Source organism: Stenotrophomonas sp. A3_2 (assembly GCF_036624925.1).
Lineage (GTDB): Bacteria > Pseudomonadota > Gammaproteobacteria > Xanthomonadales > Xanthomonadaceae > Stenotrophomonas > Stenotrophomonas hibiscicola.
Genome location: NZ_JAZKVY010000126.1, coordinates 46,864 through 65,744 on the forward strand (window position 1 = coordinate 46,864; position 18,881 = coordinate 65,744).

The window sequence follows — 18,881 nt, forward strand, 5'->3', positions numbered from 1 at the left end:
ATGCTTGCGCCATCGTATTCATGTGGAGATTCCGATGGGCAAGGCACTCACCTGGCGCACGTTGGCCTGCACGCTGCTGCCGATGTTGGCCGCCGCAGGCGGCGCGCAGGCGCAGAGCTATGGCTACGGTTATGACGACGATCGCTATGGCGGTCGCGACGGCGGCGGCATCGTACGCTGCGAATCGATCAAGAACCGCAGCAATGAATGCCGCCTGGAAGGCCGTGCCCGGATGATCCGCCAGTTGTCTGGCTCGCCGTGCGTGGAAGGCGAGACCTGGGGGCAATCGCGCTACGGCGTCTGGGTCACCCAGGGCTGCCGTGCCGAGTTCGTCGGCGAGTACCGCCGCGGCGGTGGCTGGGGTGGTGGCCATGGCAACGGCTGGGGCAATGGTGGCAATGGCTGGGGCGGGGGCGAGGTGATCACCTGCCATTCCAACGGTCACCGCCAGGAATACTGCGATGCCCGCATCCGCCGTGGCGTGCGCCTGGTCCGCCAGGATTCACGCAGTGCCTGCATCGAAGGCCAGACCTGGGGCTGGGACCGCCGTGGCATCTGGGTCAGCGACGGCTGCCGGGCGCAGTTCCAGGTGAATTGAGCGCACCCCTCGAAAATCAGAATAATCTGATACAGCTCACATTTTGAACGTCGTATCTTCTGCGAATCAGGGCACCCCTGTGTGCCCCTGATCCGTCGCGATGAAGTCTGCCGTAACCGGCACGCCCATCCCGCCACCGTCGATACGCTGCCTCAAGGAGTGAGCTGCATGTTGATCCGCCTGCAATGCGAGCAACGCCAATGGCGCGTGCTGCACCCGGACCGGCCCGAACCGATCGAGTTCCGCGACGGTGCCAGAGCCTATGATTTCGCCGAGACCCTTGCACGTCTCCACTTCGTCGACACCGGGCAGCGCGCTGCGGTGCGGGTGGAAGCCAGCGGCGCCTTCGTGGAAGCGGTCAGCTACGGCTGAGGGTTGGGGCTTCCGGCCAGATCCGGTTCTGGGACCCCGCTATCCACGCATGGCGTCGATCTACTTTGCATCTGGCGTGGGTCTGCGCCTCTGTTCCGCAGTAGATCCACGCCATGCGTGGATCCACGGATTGGCAATCGGCCTCAGCCGGCCGCGCTGAGCGGCGGTGTGCCGGCGGCCAGCTGCGGCCAGCGCTTGAGTACCGCCGCGCGGATGCCCGCAGCATCGATACCGGCTTCGGCCAGCAGGTCTTCACGGCTGGCGTGGTGCTGGTAGCTGTCGGGCAGGCCCAGGTGCAGGATGGGGCGCAGCACGCCTTCGGCGTTGAGCAGCTCACCGACGCCGGAGCCGGCGCCACCGGCCACCACGTTGTCTTCGATCGTCACCAGGCCCTCGTGCTGGGCGGCCACAGCCAGCAACAGCTCGCGGTCCAGCGGCTTGATGAAACGCATGTTGACCACGCTCAGGCCCAGTTCGCGGCCGACCTGCTCGGCGGCGGCCACCGTGCTGCCGAAGGCCAGCAGGGCGATGCGGCTGCCCTGCAGGCGCAGCTCGCCCTTGCCGATCGGCAGGGTGGACAGGTCGGTGCCGGCAGCCACGCCGGTGCCGGTGCCACGCGGATAACGCACGGCTGCCGGGCCGGGGTGCTGCAGGCCGGTGCTGAGCATCTGCCGGCATTCTGCTTCGTTGGAGGGGGCCATCACCACCATGTTCGGCACGCAACGCAGGAAGCTCAGGTCGAGGTTGCCGGCATGGGTCGCGCCGTCCGGGCCGACCACGCCGGCGCGGTCGATCGCGAACAGCACATCCAGGTCCTGGATGGCCACGTCATGCACCAACTGGTCGTACGCGCGCTGCAGGAAGGTCGAGTAGATCGCCACCACCGGCTTGCCCCCCTGGGTCGCCATGCCGGCGGCGAGGGTGACCGCGTGCTGTTCGGCAATGGCCACGTCGAAGTAGCGCTGCGGGTATTCCTTGCTGAAACGCACCAGGCCGGAGCCTTCGCGCATCGCGGGGGTGATGCCGTACAGGCGCGGTTCGGCGGCGGCGGCATCGCACAGCCAGTCGCTGAACACATCGGTGTAGGTCGGCTTCTTGGCACCGGCCTTGGCCACCAGGCCCTTGTCCGGATCGAACGGACCCACCGCGTGGTAGCCGATCTGATCGCCTTCAGCCGGCTCGTAGCCCTTGCCCTTTGTCGTCATCACGTGCAGCAGCTTCGGGCCCTTGGAGGCGCGCAGCGTCTTCAGCGTGGACAGCAGGGCGGGCATGTCGTGGCCGTCGATCGGGCCGGTGTAGTGGAAACCCATTTCCTCGAACATCGTGGACGGCACGAACATGCCCTTCCAGTGTTCTTCCCAGCGCTTCACGAAGCGCGCCGGGTTGTTCTTCTTGTCACCGAGGATCTTCTTGCCGCCTTCGCGCAGCGCATTGAGCGTGCGGCTGCCGGTAGCACGGCCGAGCATCTTGGTCAGGCCGCCGACCGCCTCGGAGATCGACATGTTGTTGTCGTTGAGGATCACCAGCAGGTTCGGTTCCGGCTCCATGCCGCCGGCATGCATCAGCGCTTCGAACGCCATGCCGGCGGTCATCGCGCCGTCACCGATCACGGCCACGATCTTGCGGTCGTCGCCTTCGGACTGGCGGGCGATGGCCATGCCCAGTGCCGCCGAGATCGAGGTCGAGGAGTGGCCGACGCCGAAGGTGTCGTACTCGCTTTCCTCGCGCTTCGGGAACGGCGCGACGCCGTCCTTCTGCTTGACGGTATGGATCTCGTCGCGGCGGCCAGTCAGGATCTTGTGCGGGTAGGTCTGGTGACCCACGTCCCAGACCAGCTGATCGACCGGAGTCTGGTAGAGGTAGTGCAGGGCCACGGTGAGCTCGATCACGCCCAGGCCGGCGGCGAAGTGGCCGCCGCTCTTGCCCACCGATTCGATGAGGTAGGCGCGCAGTTCGTCGGCGACCGCCCTCAATTCGGATTCGTCGAACGTGCGAAGGTCATCCGGAGTCTGGATGCGCGCGAGGCGGGGATAGCGGGCAGAGTCGATCATCATGTTCGCACTTTTTCTGAACGCCCATTTTCGCCCTCAAACGGGGGTGGGGCAAGCAAACGCCGCCGCCCGTGACAGGACGGTGAGGGTTGCATTTTCGGGCGTTCAGGTGCTCAGTTTCGACCGCTTGGGCAATTGCGCCTTCAGGAAGGCCATCTGGTCGGCCAGGATGTTGCGGTTGGACAGGATCAGGTGCTCGATCCAGCTGGGCCGGTAGGGGACTGCCAGCAGGGGCATGCCGGCCTGCTGCGGGGTGCGGTCGCTCTTGCGCGAATTGCAGTGGAAGCAGGCGGTGACCACGTTTTCCCAGCAATCCAGGCCGCCCTTGGACAGCGGCACGACGTGGTCGCGGGTGAGCGTGGGGCGGTTGAACTGCTGGCCGCAGTACATGCACAGATGGGCGTCGCGGGCGAACAGGGCCGGGTTGGTCAGGTTCGGTGTCGGATCGATCGCGCGGGAGCGGGCGTGGCCGCGGGCGGCAATGATCGGGTGCAGGTCCATGCCGCTCTGCAGGCCGCTGAAGCGGTTGGTACCGCCGTGGATGTGCAGGCAGGGATCGCCCAGCGTCCAGGCAACCGCTTCGCGGGCGTAGAGGCAGGCTGCGTCCTGCCAGGTGATCCAGTCCAGTACGCGTCCGTGGGCATCAAGCGAGAGCAGCCGGACCGAACCGGGGCGATGCAGCGTCGTGGCGTTGGGCGATGCTTCGGCGCCCGGAGCAGAAAGCGGAGCTCCGGCTTCGATCAGACCCAAGCGTGTAGTGTCTGTCTCCATCGGGAGAACAGCTTATACCTGAATCATTGCGATTTGGGTATCGCCCTGTGGGCGAAACCCAAATCGCAAGATTCAGGTCCGCGCATTCCGCATCCCAGCCCGCCGATGGCGGGTTGGGATGCCCACGCATTTCTCCTATCCCCTGCGCCATCGGCGCGCCCCCCTTAACAAAGGGGGGCTTTTCTCCAGATGGATTTCGGTGGTTTTCATCCACGCGGGGCGTGGATTTACGCAGATCGCGGGGAACTGTCAGAGGCGGGGCGGTGTGGGTTGGCAGGACCGTTGGCGCCATGGGCCCGAGGCATGCCTCGGGCGGGTTGGGCAGGACGCCCCAACCCCGGTCTTGCCGTGTGCGCAGGACAGCGCACACGAGCAAGGCGCCATCGAGCCCCCAGGGGTGAGGGCGCTTTGCTTGCGAAGCACTGCTTCGCAAGCGCCCGAACGCCCAGCCGCCAGCGGCTGGGCCGGACCGCGGAGCGGGGTTTACGGCGTGTCCTGCCAGCCCACACCGCCCCGCCATCCACCGGGATCCAGCTGTTGCTTTGCGGTTGCCGGCCCGCGGCCGGCACTACCGCGGGTGCCGGGCGGCAGCCCGGCTCAGGCGCCGAAGCGCTCGTCGTCCATCGCCATCAGCGGGGCGGCGCCGGCCTGGATGGCGGCGGCATGGCTGAGCGTGCGCGGCAGCACGCGGGCGAAGTAGAACCGCGCGGTCTCGCGCTTGCCCTGGGCGAAGGCGGCGCCGTGCGCGCTGGCATCGGCGGCGGCGACGCTGCGGGCCCACCAGTAGGCCAGCACCACGTATCCCGAATAGAACAGGTAGTCGTAGCTGGCCGCACCCAGTTCGTCCGGGTTGGCGGCCGCGCGCTGCAGCACGTCCAGGGTCAGCTTGCCCCATTCGGCGGCCTTGGCGCGCAGCGGGCCAATGAACTCGGCCAGCGCTTCGTTGCCCTCGTGTTCCTTGGCGAAGGCTTCGATCTCGGCCAGCATCAGCTTCAGGCCGGCGCCCTGGCTGGAGGCGGTCTTGCGGCCGATCAGGTCCAGCGCCTGGATGCCGGTGGTGCCTTCATACAGCGTGGTGATGCGCGCATCGCGGGCCAGCTGTTCCATGCCGTGTTCGCGGATGTAGCCGTGGCCACCGAAGCACTGCAGGGCGTTGTAGGTGTTCTCGATGCCCCATTCGGTCTGGCAGGCCTTCGAGATGGGCGTGAGGAAGCTCACCAGGGTGTCGGCGCGCTCGCGCTCGGCGGCATCGCCGGCATGGTGGGCAATGTCGATCAGGGTGGCAGCGTGCAGCGCCAGCAGGCGGCTGCCTTCGACCAGCGACTTCACCGTCAGCAGCATGCGTCGCACATCCGGGTGGACCAGGATCGGGTCGGCCGGCTTGTCCGGGAACCTGGCGCCACTCAGGGCGCGCGACTGCAGGCGCTCACGGCTGTACTTCAGTGCGTTCTGGTAGGCGCGCTCGGACAGGCCGATGCCCTGCAGGCCAACGCCCAGGCGCGCGGTGTTCATCATGGTGAACATCGCCTGCAGGCCCTTGTGCGGCTGGCCGACCAGGTAGCCCTGTGCGCCATCGAAGTTCATCACGCAGGTGACCGACCCCTTGATGCCCATCTTGTGCTCGATCGAGCCGCAGCGCAGTGCGTTGCGCTCGCCGACGTTACCTTCGCGGTCGACCTTGAACTTGGGGGTGACGAACAGCGAGATGCCCTTGGCGCCCGGAGGGGCGTCGGGCAGCTTGGCCAGCACCAGGTGCACGATGTTGCCGGTCAGGTCGTGCTCGCCGGCGGTGATGAAGATCTTGGTGCCGGTGATCGCGTAGCTGCCATCGGCATTCGGCTCGGCCTTGGTCTTCAGCAGGCCCAGGTCGGTGCCGCAGTGCGGTTCGGTCAGGCACATGGTGCCGGTCCAGCGGCCTTCGATCAGCGGCTTGAGGAAGGCCTCGTGCTGCCAGGCTTCGCCGTGCTGCTTCAGCGCTTCGATGGCGCCGTGCGAGAGCAGCGGGAAGTTGCCCCACGCCAGGTTGGCGGCGTTGATCATTTCGTTGAGCGGCACGCCCAGGGTGTGCGGCAGGCCCTGCCCACCCAGTTCCGGCGAGGCGGTCAGGCCGGTCCAGCCGCCATCGACGAACTGGTCGTAGGCCTGCTTGAAGCCGGGCGGGGTGGTCACTTCACCGGTGGCCTGGTCGAGCACGCAGCCGATCTCGTCGCCGACGCTGTTGAGCGGGGCCAGCACGGTGGCGCTGAAGCGGCCGGCTTCCTCCAGCACGGCATCGACCACGTCGGCGGTGGCGTCGGTGAAGCCCAGGCGGGCGAACAGGGGTTCGACCTTGAGCACATCGTGCAGGGCGAAACGGAGGTCGGAAAGCGGGGCGGTGTAGCTGCTCATCGGTACGTCTCGGTTTGATCAGGGCAGGGAGAGTGGCGCCAGGCGCCGCGACGGAAGGTGGAAATCAGCGCAGCACGCCCGGCAGGCCGGGCGCCTGGTTGAGGGTGCTGCGGCTGCTGATATCGAAGCTGCGCTGCTTCTTTTCCTGCGGCGTGGCCGCCACCGTTCCCTTCAGGCCGTAAGCCAGGGTGCGGTTGCTGGCCAGCGCGTCGGCCACCACCAGGCGTGCGGCCGAGCTGGGCACGAGGTCAACATTGATGACATCGGCTGAGGTGCCGCCAATGGAGATGCCCGGCTTGGCCTGCAGGGTGCCGGCGTCGCTGTCGCCGACGGTCAGTGCCAGCGCGACGTCATCGAAGGTCATGGGCATGGAGCTGTAGTTCTGCAGGCGCAGGGCCACGGTCCAGTTGCCGTCGGCGCGCACGGTCAGCTGCTGGAGGCTGGCCGCCGGTTCCGAAACACGCTTGACGATGCCGTTGTTGCAGGCAACAAGGGCGAGGGTGCACAGGACGATCAAGGCGATACGGAAACGGTGGAGCATGGGCGCAGTTCCTCTGAAGGGGTGCGTTGGATAAGCATACTACGGCGTATGGTCGTTTGGATCGCCTGTGGCGACCCGTCGCAGAGGGTAGCGCGTGAAGATGGCGGCCGGGCGTGCGCGGCGCCGGATGGCGCGCGCGTGGTGCGCCGGATGCGGGGAGGTTCAGTCGGCGGGTGTATCGCGAATCGGGGCCATCAGGCGCAGTGGGCCGAGGTCGTAGCCCATGGCTTCGGCTTTTTCTTTCAGCTGTTCGAACCGGGCGCGATCCATTTCCGGCAGGCGCGAGAGAATCCACAGGTACTTGCGGTCCGGTTCACCGACCAACGCCCACTGATAGTCCGGGTCCAGGGCCAGGACCCAGTAGTCGGCCCAGACCAGCGGCACCCAGCTCAGCCAGTCCGGCACGAAGCGCACCTGCAACTGGCCGGGATGGCCGGCGACCGGGCGTGCTACGCCTTCAGCAACCACACGTTCTCCGTCGCCGTTGCGGCAGGTATTGGTGACGCTGATGCGGCCATCGCGGCGCAGCCCGTAGTTGGCGGTGATATCGCCCACGCATTGCTTCTGGAACGAAACCGGAAGATGCGCAATCTCGTGCCACTGGCCGGCGTAGCGATCGATGTCCAGGCGCTCGACCGCGCGCACAGGTTCAGTGGCGATCACCGGGAAGGCGGCCAGCAGCAGGCAGGCGAGCAGGGCAGGGCGCAGATGCATCGTTAGGCTCCAGGCAGGAGTCTGGAGCGTAGGTGCCGCCGCGCATGCCGGTGTAAATGTTTCGTCAACCGGGCGTGTGCGCAGGCGCCGCATCCGCAACTTGTGCAGTGCGCGAAGCACGGACAAAAAAAAGACCCGCATTTCTGCAGGTCTCGAAAGATGGTGGCCGAAGACGGAATCGAACCGCCGACACGGGGATTTTCAATCCCCTGCTCTACCAACTGAGCTACTCGGCCAAACTGTGTGGCAATCACGATCAACTGCGATTCCCGAAAAAAGACCCGCATTTCTGCAGGCTGTCGAACGTGGTGGCCGAGGACGGAATCGAACCGCCGACACGGGGATTTTCAATCCCCTGCTCTACCAACTGAGCTACTCGGCCACGTAGTTCATTGCAGCGAGGTCGCTGCCAAGGACGCGCATATTACGGAGGTCGGCCGCCTACGGCAAGCATTTTGGCAAAAAACCTTCACATTGCCGTCTGCGTGGATGCAAGTGCTTGATCCTCCGTCACGGGGCAGAGGGCAGTGCCCTGAGTGCCAGTTCATCGGCGCCGCGACGCGGTGATCATCGCCTGCGGCGGAATTCAGCGGGCCACGGTGATCGGCAAAGCTGCGCTGGCAAGGGCTGCACGCGGCCAAGGCCAAGCTTGGCGATGGAACGCTGTTTTCGTGGGCGCCATCGGGGATGGCTGCGGCGTAGTGTCGGTACTCCTTTCCCAATGCTGGCAACAGCAGAGACTTGGCCATGTCCGATTCCTCGACCACCTCCCGCATCGTGCTTGCGTCGCGTCCGCAGGGAGCGCCCACTGCGGCCAACTTCCGCCTGGAGCAGGCAGCGCTGCCGGTACCGGCGGACGGCGAGGTACTGCTGCGCAACCGCTATCTGTCGCTTGACCCGTACATGCGTGGACGCATGGACGAGGGCCCGTCGTACGCCGCGCCGGTGGCGGTGGGCGCGGTGATGGAAGGGCAGACCGTGGCCGAGGTGTTGCAGTCGAACGCCGAGGGCGTAGCCACAGGTGAGCTGGTGCTGGCACCGGGTGGCTGGCAGACCCACGCGGTGCTGCCGGCCAAGGCACTGGGGCGCCGGCTGGATCCGGCCGGGCTGCCGCTGAGTACGGCGCTGGGGGTATATGGCATGCCCGGCTTCACCGCCTATTCCAGCCTGCATGAAATCGCCCGTCTGAAGCCGGGCGAGACGTTGGTGGTGGCTGCCGCGACCGGGCCGGTGGGCGCGACCGTGGCGCAGCTGGCCAAGCTGCAGGGCGCGCGCGTGGTCGCCATCGCCGGTGGCGAAGCCAAGCGCGCTTACCTGCAGACGTTGGGGGTGGACGTGGCGCTGGATCATCGCGCCGCTGATTTCGCCGCGCAGCTGCGCGCAGCGGTTCCTGCGGGTATCGACGTGTATTTCGAGAACGTGGGCGGGCACGTGCTGGATGCAGTGCTGCCGCTGCTCAACGACTTCGCCCGCGTTCCAGTGTGCGGCACCATCGCCACCTACAACGAGCGCGGCGTCGAGCAGCCCGGTCCGGACCGGTTGCCCGCACTGTTCAGCCAGATTCTGCGCCAGCGCCTGACCGTGCGCGGTTTCATCGTGCACGACTTCAACCACCTGTGGCCGGACTTCGAACGCGAGATGCCGCAGTGGCTGCGCGAAGGCCGCATCCAGTACCGCGAGGATGTGGTGGAAGGGCTGGAGAATGCGCCGGAGGCGTTCTTCGGGCTGTTGAAGGGGCACAACTTCGGCAAGCTGGTGGTGAAGCTGGATTGAGGGCTTGGCGGTGTGCCAACCAAGGTCGGCACCTACCGGAAGCTGGGCGTGCCGACCAAGGTCGGCACCCACGTCAGACAGTCGAGGCCTTTTCCCGGCGCAGCAGTTCGCGCTTGCGCGCTACGCCCCACGCATAGCCGGACAGGTCCCCATCGCGACGTACGACGCGGTGGCAAGGGACGGCCACCGCCAGTGGATTGCTGGCGCAGGCGCGAGCCACCGCACGGCTTGATCGCGGCGCGCCGATGCGCGCGGCGATGTCGGCATACGAGGCGGTCTGGCCACGTGGGATCTGCTGCAAGGCCTGCCATACCCGTTGCTGGAACGCGGTGCCGCGGATGTCCAGCGGCAGTGTGGCGCCCCGCGTGGGATCCTCGACCAGGCCCACCACCTGTGCCACCAGTTGTTCATAGCCCTGGTCGGCGCCAATCAGTTCGGCCTGGCGGAAGCGTTGCTGCAATGACTGCAGCAGCGTCTCCGGATCGTCGCCGAGCAGTATCGCGACCACGCCGGTGGCACTGCTGGCCACCAGCACGCTGCCCAATGAACTTTCGGCAAGCGCGAAGTGGATGACTTCGCCACGCCCCCCTGCGCGCCATTGCTTGGGAGTCATGCCCAGCAACTTCGGTGCGTTCTCGTAGAAGCGCCCACTGGAACCGAAGCCGGCATCATGGAAGGCATCGGTGATGCGTTCCTGCTGTTCAAGCCCGGTGCGCAGGCGGTCGGCGCGCAGCGCGGCAGCGTACTGCTTGGGGGTCAACCCTGTGGCCTGCTTGAACAGGCGGTGCAGCCGGGTCGGGCTGCAGCCGGCGATGTCGGCCAGTTCCTGCAGTGAGGGTTCGTCGAGGCTGGTCTGCAGGTGGCGGCAGACCCGTTCGACGCGGGCATCGAGGGCGGTGGTGGCGGTACTGTCCATAGCCGGATTCTGGCATGCGCCGGTTCTGCGGAAACTCCGTTTCCTGCACCGACGGGCCAGGCCCGGAAACGGAGTGTTGGCAGGCCGAAGGCGCGGCATCGTGGCGGCCACTTCACAACCGGCACCACGACCATGCGCCTGAACAACAAGATCGCTCTCATCACCGGTGCCAGCGCTGGCATTGGCCGCGCCAGCGCGCTGCGCTTCGCCGCCGAAGGGGCGAAGCTGGTGCTCAACGCACGGCGGCCGGAGCCGCTGCAGGCGCTGGTCGAGCAGATTCGCGCCGCCGGTGGCGAAGCCGTGGCGCATGCCGCTGACGTGGCTGACCCGGGCACGGCACAAGCGCTGGTCGATCTGGCCCAGCAGTCCTTCGGCGGCCTGGACATCGCGCTCAACAATGCTGGCATGCTCGGCCCGGGCGTACCTGCGGCGGAGTTCCCGGTGGACGCCTGGCGCGAAGTGATGGCGACCAATCTGGATGCCGCTTTCCACGGGGCACGCGCGCAGTTGCCGGCACTGCTGGCGCGCGGCGGCGGCTCGCTCGTGTTTGTCGGCACCTTTGTCGGCCATACCGTGGGCTTCCCGGGCATGGCGGCCTATGCGTCGAGCAAGGCGGGGCTGATCGGCCTGAGCCAAGTGATCGCGGCCGAGTACGGTGCGCGCGGCGTACGCAGCAATGTGCTGCTGCCCGGTGGTACCGATACCGAGATGGGGCGGCAGGCCGCACCCACCGGCGATGCCCGCGACTTCGTGCGCGCGCTGCACGCACTGAAGCGCATGGCCGAGCCGGAGGAGATCGCCAACGCGGCGCTGTTCCTGGCCAGCGATGAAAGCAGTTTCGTTACCGGAACCGCGATGCGTGTGGAAGGTGGGGTGTCGATCACACGTACCTGAGCGGGGTCAGGAGCGTGGCGCGTAGCGGATGCCGCTGCTGGCCATGAAGCCCTTCGGATCGAAACCGGCCCAGGCTTCGCCCCAGTCGAACCGGGCGCGGCCACCTGCCAGTTTGCGCCCCAGTGCCGTGGCCAAGGTGCGCCGCATGAAAGCGACTTCGGCATCGATCGCGGCCTGGGTCGGCCAGCCGTCTTCCAGTGTCGCACCAGGCAGATCGACGCCGATCGTCACCATGTCGAGCTGTTGCCCGTGGAAGCACAGGCTGATGCCAGCGGGCACACCGCCCAGGCTGAGCCGGTGCAGGCTGAGCCAGCGATAGCCGGTGCCGACATCGCGCTCCCCTCGGACCAGCGGGGCAAAGGCGGCACGCGCTTCGTCCAGTAACAAGGTGGGGCCGATCAATGCTGGCAGGTTGCCGAGCTGGATGCTGCCGTCGGTCGCATTGAGGAGCATCGGCAACGCGTGGGCTGCGTGCTGGGCAGAGGAGGGCATGGCACACCGGTGAGCGTGGTGCCCCGGATTCTGGCTGGGCGGGGCGGTGGCGGCAAGCCGCTTCCTGCACAGGATGTTGGCGCGGGACTGACCTGCGGCTCACCCGGCAACCTCTAGCGTGGTGGCAGCGCTGGCCTGCTGCCGGCGAGGGAGTTTTCGATGAACGAGCAAAGCAGGGATCAGGACCCGAAGCAGGGCATCCAGGAAAGCCGCCAGGACAGGAAGCAGGACGATGTGGCCAAGCAGCGGCCGGGGCAGCGCGATCAACAGGTGCGTGATACGCACTCGCGCGGCCCGCAACGCAAGGATGGAGACCAGGAGCCGGCCTGAGCCGGAGGCGCTGAAAAGAAAAAACCCGCAGATCATGGCGATCTGCGGGTTCTTCTGAAGAGTGGTGGAGCCAAGGAGGATCGAACTCCTGACCTCGTCATTGCGAACGACGCGCTCTCCCAGCTGAGCTATGGCCCCACGGCAGGACTCAAGTGTAGCCAAGTGGCCGCGCCTTGCCAAGCCGATCCGGGACGCCGGACGACGCGGCGTGAGCGCGCGCAATGGTGCCGAAACCGTTCGGTTCGCCGCGGCGGGGTCCGCGCAACGAAATCGTAACAATTTGGGGGATAATGGCCGCTTGCGCAGTTCTCCTCCCTTTTGCCGCCCGGCTCGCGCAGGCCGCACGGACGCCTCCTCAGAGCATTCCATGCCCTCCCATTCCGATTCCCGCCGCCTGTCGGGTCTGTCGTCTTCCTTTGTTTCCTTCCGCCGTCACCCGCTGGCCCTGGCCTGTGCTGGCCTGGCCCTGGCGGGCAGCTTCGGTGCCGCCGCGCAGGACAGTGCGCCGACCCCGACCGGCCTGGACACGATCACCGTGACCGCCGAACACCGTGAGCAGAACCTGCAGGAAGTGCCGGTCTCGGTGGGTGTGGTACAGGGCGAGCGCATGCGCGACTTCACCGCCGGCGGCGACGACACCCTGCTGGCACTGTCCGGCCGCGTGCCGAGCCTGTATGCGGAAACCACCACCGGCCGCATCTTCCCGCGCTTCTATATCCGTGGCCTGGGCAATATCGACTTCTACCTGGGGGCCTCGCAGCCGGTGTCGATCATCCAGGACGATGTGGTGCTGGAGCACGTGGTGCTGAAGTCCAACCCGGTCTATGACGTGGACCAGGTGGAAGTGCTGCGCGGCCCGCAGGGCTCGCTGTTCGGCCGCAACACCACCGCCGGCATCGTCAAGTTCGACACCCTGAAGCCGACCCAGGACTACACCGGCCGGGTCAGCGCAAGCTACGCGACCTACAACAGCGTGTCGATCGACGGCGGCTTCGGCGGTCCGATCAATGACATCGCCTCGTTCCGCGTGTCGGCGCTGTACCAGCACCGCGATGACTACGTCGACAACACCTACAAGGGCCCGAGTGCCGACGGCACGGTCAGCCCGAAGAAGAACGCCATGGGCGGCTTGGACGACCGCAACGTGCGCGCCCAGCTGCTGCTGACCCCGAGCGACCAGTTCTCGATCCTGGCCTCGGCCCACGCCCGCGACTATGAAGGCACCTCGACCCTGTTCCTGCGCGGTGCGCTGACCAAGGGCTCGAACAAGACCGACGTGCCGCGCGACAAGGTCGCCTACGACGAGGCCGACAACAACCCGCAGGCCTACAAGACCTACGGCGGCTCGGTGAAGGCACGCTACGACTTCGGCGCGATCGACTTCACCTCGATCACCGCCTACGAGACCACCTCCGGCTACAGCCGTGGCGACACCGACGGCGGTGCTGCGGTGAACTTCCCGGTCAACGGCGTGCCGAACGGCTACGGCCAGTCGATGGGCCGCATCCGCGACCTGGATCAGTGGACCCAGGAATTCCGCTTGGCCAGCCATGACGACCGCGCGCTGCAGTGGCAGGCCGGTGCGTTCTACTTCAACGGCAGCGACACCACCGACTTCTACCAGCGCGCGTGGTTCCTGCAGGGCCCGGCACGTAACCCGAACAACTGGGTGCGCCTGCGCAACAAGAACACCTCGTGGGCCGGTTTCGGCCAGCTGAGCTATGCCTTCACCGACAAGTTCACCGTTACCGCCGGCCTGCGCCAGACCAAGGACGAGAAGCACACCCGCCTGCTGAAGACCGCCGACACCGCTGCCGGCGTGGTCACCTACAAGGGCCGCACCGACGTCAAGATGTCCGACACCACCCCGAGCTGGGATCTGAGCGCGATGTATCAGATCACGCCGGACGTGAGCGTCTACGCCAAGGTCGCGCGTGGCTTCCGTGGCCCGACCATCCAGGGTCGTTCGGCAGTGTTCAATGCCGACTTCACCACCGCCGATTCCGAGACGATCCTGTCTTGGGAAGCGGGCGTGAAGAGCAGCCTGTGGGACAACCGCCTGCGCCTGAACGCCACCGCGTTCACCTACACCGTCAACGACATCCAGCTCAACGGCAACGATTCGGACGGCAACGGCGTGCTGTTCAACGCCGACAAGGCCAAGGCCTACGGCTTCGAAGCCGACATGGAGCTGCGCCCGATCCCGAACCTGACCCTGAGCGCCGGCCTGAGCCTGCTGCACAGCGAGATCAAGGACAAGCGCGTCTACGCGCAGGTCTGCGGCCTCAACGGCCAGGTGGTCTGCACCGTCGGCGACCCGACCATCAAGGTCGGTGCCAACACCTTCGCGCAGATCGACGGCAACCCGCTGCCGAACGCGCCGAAGTACAACGTGAACCTGGCCGCCCGCTACGACTTCCCGGTCAGCGACGCCGGCACCATGTTCGTCTCCACCGACTGGAACAAGCAGGGTTACACCAGCTTCGTGCTGTACGACAGCAAGGAGTTCAACTCAAAGGGTGACTTCGAAGGTGGCCTGAAGATCGGCTACTCGGGCAACTACGGTGCCTACGAAGTTGCGCTGTTCGCGCGCAACATCACCAACGAGAAGAACCTCAAGGGTGTGATCGAGAACTACATGGCGGCGGTCTACAACGAACCGCGCACCGTGGGTGTCTCGCTGAACATGAACTGGTAAGCCTTACCCCGTCGTGTACCGGAAACGGCGCTCATCGAGCGCCGTTTTTCGTTGCTGGCCAGGCATCATCCGTGCTCAAGGCGTGGCGCTGACGCCCTTGCCCAGCGCTGCATCGGACGGCGCACTGGGGCCCAGCACCTGCAGCTGCATCGCCTCCATCCGCTCCAGTACCTTGCGCTGCTTGCCGTTGAGGCCGCGCGAGGTGATTGCGATGTGCTTGCGTGCAGCGTCCAGCGGCGCGGGTTGGTAGTGCACCGTGAAGCGGCGCAGGGCGCATCCCATCAGCTTGTCGACCGGTGCGCAGTCGTTGGCGTTGAAATCGATATCGCCGTCGGCGGCAACAATGAAGGGGCTGAGCAGGATCTGCCCTTCGCGGGCAGTGAAGGCCAGTGGCGCGTGGGCCTTGGCGATGACCGCCTGGATGCGTACGGCAGGGATGTCTTCAGGGACGATCCTGTCATCCCAGTAGCCTTCGGTCGGGCGCGAGGTTTCGTAGTTCTGGGTGCCCCATGCCACGCAGTTGCCGGAGGCCACATGCACCGAGATGCAGACCTGCTGGGAGTGCTGATCGGTCAGGACGCCGGGTGGTACCCAGACCTTCTTCCAGGAATAGAAACGGTAATCGACGTCGGCCAGGCGGGTGGCGCCGATGTCCTTCGATACTTCGTCCGTGGTCCCCAGCGGCTTCAGCTTGGCCACGCGGGTGTTCAGGCGGTAGTTCTCCGCACCGTTCAGCAGATAGGTGCCCGGCGGAATCAGATGCACCTCGAACACGTCCATCAACACCGTCCGCTGCGGGCCGGTTTCCAGTTCGTTGGTGTTGAACAGCTGCACATAGCCCTGGGAGGGAATATCCTTGTGCTGGAAGGACACCCGCGTCGAGAACCCGGGTAGGTCGGTCGAGCGGTTGCCCAGATGAAAGCCGGGGACCGGAGAGCCGACACCTGGCCCGCCGTTGTGCACGACATACGGGGCCGGCACCAGCACGGCAACCAGACCGTCGCGGGTGGCACCGTCAATGATGTCCACCAGCTTGGCTGTGTTCTCCTTTTCCTGTGCATAGGAAAGCGGTGCGGCCTGCCCAGAGCATGCCAGGCCCAACGTGGTTAGCAGCGGTGCGCAGGCGGTCGCGATCTTGAGGGTCTGCATCGACGTCTCCTTGTCAGTACCGCCCAACCCTAGCACGGCCCCTGCAGGCTTGAGGTGCACGGCGCCGGCGTGGTCCGGCGCCTTGTCATCAACGTGCGGGCAGCAGCGCCTGAAGCTGCGATTCCAGTTCCTGCTGGCGCCAGCCGGCCAGTGCGGCCGGCCATTTGCGGCGTTCCAGATAGCTTTCCAGATGCTTGCGGGAGGCCAGCACGCCATCCGGCAGGCCCAGCTCGCGGCTGCGTTCGGCAACGGCGTCCTGCAGCCTCTTCAGTGCCTGCTTGTTGGTGTCGTTGGCGGGCAACGCCAGGGGTGCCTCGGCCTCATCGGCCAGCGGCGTGTCCAGCGCCTGCCACACCGCGCCGGCGAGCTTGCGCGGTGCCTTCGGGAACTGTTCAAACAGCGTGGCCAGCGCGGCGGCATCGGCCGGTGGCGTGCGTGCCAGCGTGGCGGCCAGTTCGTTGTCCAGGATCCAGCTGCGCGGGCGGTCGCTGCTGCGTGCCTGCACATCACGCCAGCGCAGCAGGCGCAGCAGGCGGCGCTGCGCGGGAGCATCGAGAAACTGCGCTGAGCGCATCGCCAGATGCGGCCAGCGGTCCTCGTCATTGGCGACGCTGGCCAGCAGGCGCTCGCCGTCGTCGTGCAGCCACTGCTGGCGGCCCAGTGCCTGCAACTTGGCATCAATGGCGTCATGCAGCGCGAACAGGTGCTCGACGTCGTCGGCGGCGTATTGCAGTTGCGACTCCGAGAGTGGACGGCGCATCCAGTCCGAGCGGGTTTCGCCCTTGGCCAGCGCCACGCCGGTGATCTCCGCCACCAGCTTCTGGTAGCCCATGCCGCCACCAATGCCGGCCAGCGCGGCGCCGATCTGGGTGTCGAACAGTGGTCGCGGCAGCACACCGCACGCCCACTTGAAGGCGACCAGGTCTTCGCTGGCGCTGTGCATCACCTTGGTGATGGATTCATCGGCCAGCCACGGTGCCAGCGCCTCGGTCATGCCGGGAATCAGCGGGTCGATCAGCAGGATGTCCTGCCCGACCGCCATCTGCACCAGGGCCAGCTGCGGCCAGAAGGTGCGTTCACGGATGAATTCGGTGTCCAGGCCGATGCGGGTCGGGCGCTGCTGGAAGTACGCATCCAGCTCGGCGGGGGTGGTGATCCAGGTTGCCACGGTTCAGGGCCTACTACTCGGGTTTGCTCAGGCAGGGGAGAATAGCCTAACGTCGGTGCGCGTCCGTGCCGAAGGAGGCTCCGCTTGCGTTTTCCGTTGTCGTCCGCGCTGTGCACCGCCTTGGCCATGGCCCTGGCAGGCTGCACGCCGTCGCCCCCCACGGCAGTGGACCGGAGTGCCGGGGAGGAGGCGCGCCCGTCCGCGAACGCAGACAGCGACGAGCGCCCGCAGGCCGGGCAGGGCAGCGTGACCATCGCCGGTGAGGATGCCGCCGAGGATGTACAGCAGTGGACGCCGCCGCGGGTGGACCGCCAGGGCCGCAGCCTGGCCCAGTTGCGCCGCGCGGCCGGGCAGGCCTTCACTGAGGGCCGGCTGTATGAGGATGCCGATGCCGCCATTCCGCTGTGGCTGGCAGTACAGGAAGAGGACCCGGATGACCGCCAGGCCCGCCAGGGCCTGCAGCGTGCCCGCCAGCGCCTGCAGCAGCAGGCGGATGCGTTGCTGGTGCGGCCGCTGAAGCAGCGCGAGGCGCTGGCCGAGGCCAGCCGCCAGGCGCTGGTGCTGCTGACCCTGGCGCCCAAGGACGAGAAGGTACGCGCACTGCAGGGTCGGGTGGAGCTTGCCCAGCGGGTGGTCGCTTACAACCGCGCCGGTGAAGAGGACCTGCGCGCGGACCGGATCGGCGAGGACGGGGATGGCGCCATCGGCAACTTCCGCGAGGCGCTGGCACTGGACGAGAACAACAGCCGTGCACGGCAGGGACTGGCCGCGGCCGAAAGCGGGTTGATCCGTCGTGCCGAGGACGCTGCTCGCACGCGCGATTTCGCCAGCGCGGGCACCTGGCTGGCCGAAGCCAGCAAGGTGCGCGACTCGTCGCCGACCATTGCCGACGCGTTCGAGCGCATCGAGCAGATCCGTGCGGCGGCATTGCTGCAGTTGCGCGATGACGGCCTGCGCGACCTGTCCACGCCGCAGGGCCTGAAGCCGGCACGCGAGAAACTGGCCGAGGCCCTGCGCATCGCCCTGCCGGGAGACGCGGTGGTGGCCCAGCTGCGTGAGCGCATCGACCTGGCCACGCACTACGGCAGCTTCCGCCCGGGACAGGTGTTCAGCGACGCCATGCGTGATGGCGGACGCGGTCCGCAGATGGTGGTGGTGCCGCATGGCGGTTTCCAGATGGGCGCCGGTGATGCCGAACCGGGTTCGAGCGATGCTGAGCGACCATCGCACTATGTGCGCTTTGATCGAGGCTTCGCGATGGCGATCACTGAGGTCACGGTCAGCGATTTCCAGCGCTACGTGAAGGCGACCAACGCGCGCCCGCGTGCGACCCGTCGCGGCCATTCGGTGGTCTATGACGAACGCAGCGGCAACTTCATCCGCCGCAGCGGCGTGGACTGGCGTTCGGACTACGACGGTGGCCTCGCGATGGCCAATTTGCCGGTGATGCATGTCAGTATCCGCGATGCCGAAAACTATGCGGCGTGGTTGTCCGAGCAGACCGGGCGCAGCTACCGGTTGCCCAGCGAGGCCGAGTTCGAATACGCGCTGCGCGCCGGCAGCAGTGGCCGCTATCCGTGGGGCGCCGCCGGCACGCCGCCGCCCGGTGCTGGCAACTTCACTGGCAGCAAGGATGTCTCGCCATCGGGACGGCACTGGCACAACGCCTTCATCGGCTATGGCGATGGCTGGTGGGGGCCCGCGCCGGTGGCCAGTTTCCAGGCCAATGCCTTCGGCCTGCACGACATGGCGGGCAATCTCAGCGAGTGGGTGGCCGATTGCTGGCATGCCAGCTACCGGCGCGCGCCCTCCGATGGCGCGGCCTGGTTCAACCCGGGCTGCCGCGCACGGGTGATCCGCGGGGGCAACTGGGCCAACGCGCCGGAGCAGACCCGTGCGGCGTGGCGGCAGTCGCAGGATTCGGACACCACCAGCGCGCGCATCGGTTTCCGCCTGGTGCGGGGCATCTGAGCGGCACCGGGCTTCACCCGCTGCTGGCGCCCGCGCACTAAGATTGCGCCGTGCC

The 18,881-nt window shown here is 66.9% G+C and carries 16 protein-coding genes and 3 tRNA genes; 7 read left to right on the top strand and 12 right to left on the bottom strand.

Annotated features, from left to right (window positions below; all coding sequences use genetic code 11):
* Window positions 1-34 precede the first annotated feature (34 nt).
* Both R5H29_RS02795 and R5H29_RS02800 read left to right on the top strand, forming a co-directional pair.
* Window positions 35-598 (top strand): DUF3011 domain-containing protein, encoded by a 564-nt coding sequence (locus R5H29_RS02795; RefSeq protein WP_010486507.1) that lies wholly within the window; start codon window positions 35-37, stop codon window positions 596-598.
* A gap of 168 nt (window positions 599-766) precedes the next feature.
* On the top strand, window positions 767-970 hold the full coding sequence (locus R5H29_RS02800; RefSeq protein WP_005417823.1) for a hypothetical protein: 204 nt from the start codon (window positions 767-769) through the stop codon (window positions 968-970).
* Between the two features lie 143 nt (window positions 971-1,113).
* On the opposite strand, the gene dxs is transcribed toward R5H29_RS02800, so the two are convergent.
* The 7 genes from dxs to R5H29_RS02835 form a co-directional block, all read right to left on the bottom strand.
* Window positions 1,114-3,021: a 1-deoxy-D-xylulose-5-phosphate synthase gene (dxs, locus tag R5H29_RS02805; RefSeq protein ID WP_032953273.1), complete on the bottom strand. Its 1,908-nt coding sequence runs from the start codon at window positions 3,019-3,021 to the stop codon at window positions 1,114-1,116.
* 105 nt (window positions 3,022-3,126) lie between these two features.
* Complete coding sequence (locus R5H29_RS02810; RefSeq protein WP_019660544.1) at window positions 3,127-3,792, bottom strand: HNH endonuclease; 666 nt, start codon at window positions 3,790-3,792, stop codon at window positions 3,127-3,129.
* Window positions 3,793-4,389: 597 nt separating this feature from the next.
* Window positions 4,390-6,180 (bottom strand): acyl-CoA dehydrogenase C-terminal domain-containing protein, encoded by a 1,791-nt coding sequence (locus R5H29_RS02815; protein WP_308305604.1) that lies wholly within the window; start codon window positions 6,178-6,180, stop codon window positions 4,390-4,392.
* 64 nt (window positions 6,181-6,244) lie between these two features.
* On the bottom strand, window positions 6,245-6,721 hold the full coding sequence (locus tag R5H29_RS02820; protein ID WP_010486516.1) for an LEA type 2 family protein: 477 nt from the start codon (window positions 6,719-6,721) through the stop codon (window positions 6,245-6,247).
* 162 nt (window positions 6,722-6,883) lie between these two features.
* On the bottom strand, window positions 6,884-7,435 hold the full coding sequence (locus R5H29_RS02825; protein ID WP_332328702.1) for a lipocalin family protein: 552 nt from the start codon (window positions 7,433-7,435) through the stop codon (window positions 6,884-6,886).
* Window positions 7,436-7,595: 160 nt separating this feature from the next.
* Window positions 7,596-7,671: transfer RNA gene (locus R5H29_RS02830), tRNA-Phe, on the bottom strand.
* 70 nt (window positions 7,672-7,741) lie between these two features.
* Window positions 7,742-7,817 (bottom strand) — tRNA-Phe (locus R5H29_RS02835).
* A 365-nt stretch (window positions 7,818-8,182) separates the two neighbouring features.
* Between R5H29_RS02835 and R5H29_RS02840 the strand changes: the two genes are divergently transcribed.
* Complete coding sequence (locus R5H29_RS02840; RefSeq protein ID WP_134735703.1) at window positions 8,183-9,208, top strand: NADP-dependent oxidoreductase; 1,026 nt, start codon at window positions 8,183-8,185, stop codon at window positions 9,206-9,208.
* 73 nt (window positions 9,209-9,281) lie between these two features.
* Here the strand turns inward: R5H29_RS02840 and R5H29_RS02845 are convergent, their stop codons facing one another.
* Window positions 9,282-10,124 carry a methylated-DNA--[protein]-cysteine S-methyltransferase gene (locus R5H29_RS02845; protein ID WP_332328703.1) on the bottom strand — a complete coding sequence of 281 codons (843 nt, stop codon included), beginning with the start codon at window positions 10,122-10,124 and terminating at the stop codon, window positions 9,282-9,284.
* 132 nt (window positions 10,125-10,256) lie between these two features.
* Between R5H29_RS02845 and R5H29_RS02850 the strand changes: the two genes are divergently transcribed.
* Complete coding sequence (locus tag R5H29_RS02850) at window positions 10,257-11,018, top strand: SDR family oxidoreductase (protein ID WP_332328704.1); 762 nt, start codon at window positions 10,257-10,259, stop codon at window positions 11,016-11,018.
* Window positions 11,019-11,024: 6 nt separating this feature from the next.
* On the opposite strand, the gene R5H29_RS02855 is transcribed toward R5H29_RS02850, so the two are convergent.
* On the bottom strand, window positions 11,025-11,510 hold the full coding sequence (locus R5H29_RS02855; protein ID WP_019660538.1) for a hypothetical protein: 486 nt from the start codon (window positions 11,508-11,510) through the stop codon (window positions 11,025-11,027).
* A gap of 159 nt (window positions 11,511-11,669) precedes the next feature.
* On the opposite strand from R5H29_RS02855, the gene R5H29_RS02860 reads away from it, so the two are divergent.
* Complete coding sequence (locus R5H29_RS02860) at window positions 11,670-11,840, top strand: hypothetical protein (protein ID WP_019660537.1); 171 nt, start codon at window positions 11,670-11,672, stop codon at window positions 11,838-11,840.
* A gap of 62 nt (window positions 11,841-11,902) precedes the next feature.
* On the opposite strand, the gene R5H29_RS02865 is transcribed toward R5H29_RS02860, so the two are convergent.
* A tRNA-Ala gene (locus tag R5H29_RS02865) sits at window positions 11,903-11,978 on the bottom strand.
* 229 nt (window positions 11,979-12,207) lie between these two features.
* Here R5H29_RS02865 and R5H29_RS02870 point away from each other — a divergent pair.
* Entirely contained in the window at window positions 12,208-14,538 is a 2,331-nt protein-coding gene (locus tag R5H29_RS02870) for a TonB-dependent receptor domain-containing protein (RefSeq protein ID WP_332328705.1), read from the top strand.
* A 75-nt stretch (window positions 14,539-14,613) separates the two neighbouring features.
* On the opposite strand, the gene R5H29_RS02875 is transcribed toward R5H29_RS02870, so the two are convergent.
* Complete coding sequence (locus tag R5H29_RS02875) at window positions 14,614-15,687, bottom strand: hypothetical protein (RefSeq protein ID WP_058979641.1); 1,074 nt, start codon at window positions 15,685-15,687, stop codon at window positions 14,614-14,616.
* Window positions 15,688-15,775: 88 nt separating this feature from the next.
* On the bottom strand, window positions 15,776-16,855 hold the full coding sequence (rnd, locus tag R5H29_RS02880) for a ribonuclease D (RefSeq protein ID WP_332328706.1): 1,080 nt from the start codon (window positions 16,853-16,855) through the stop codon (window positions 15,776-15,778).
* An 84-nt stretch (window positions 16,856-16,939) separates the two neighbouring features.
* Between rnd and R5H29_RS02885 the strand changes: the two genes are divergently transcribed.
* Window positions 16,940-18,826 (top strand): formylglycine-generating enzyme family protein, encoded by a 1,887-nt coding sequence (locus R5H29_RS02885; RefSeq protein WP_134735709.1) that lies wholly within the window; start codon window positions 16,940-16,942, stop codon window positions 18,824-18,826.
* The last annotated feature ends 55 nt before the right edge of the window (window positions 18,827-18,881 follow it).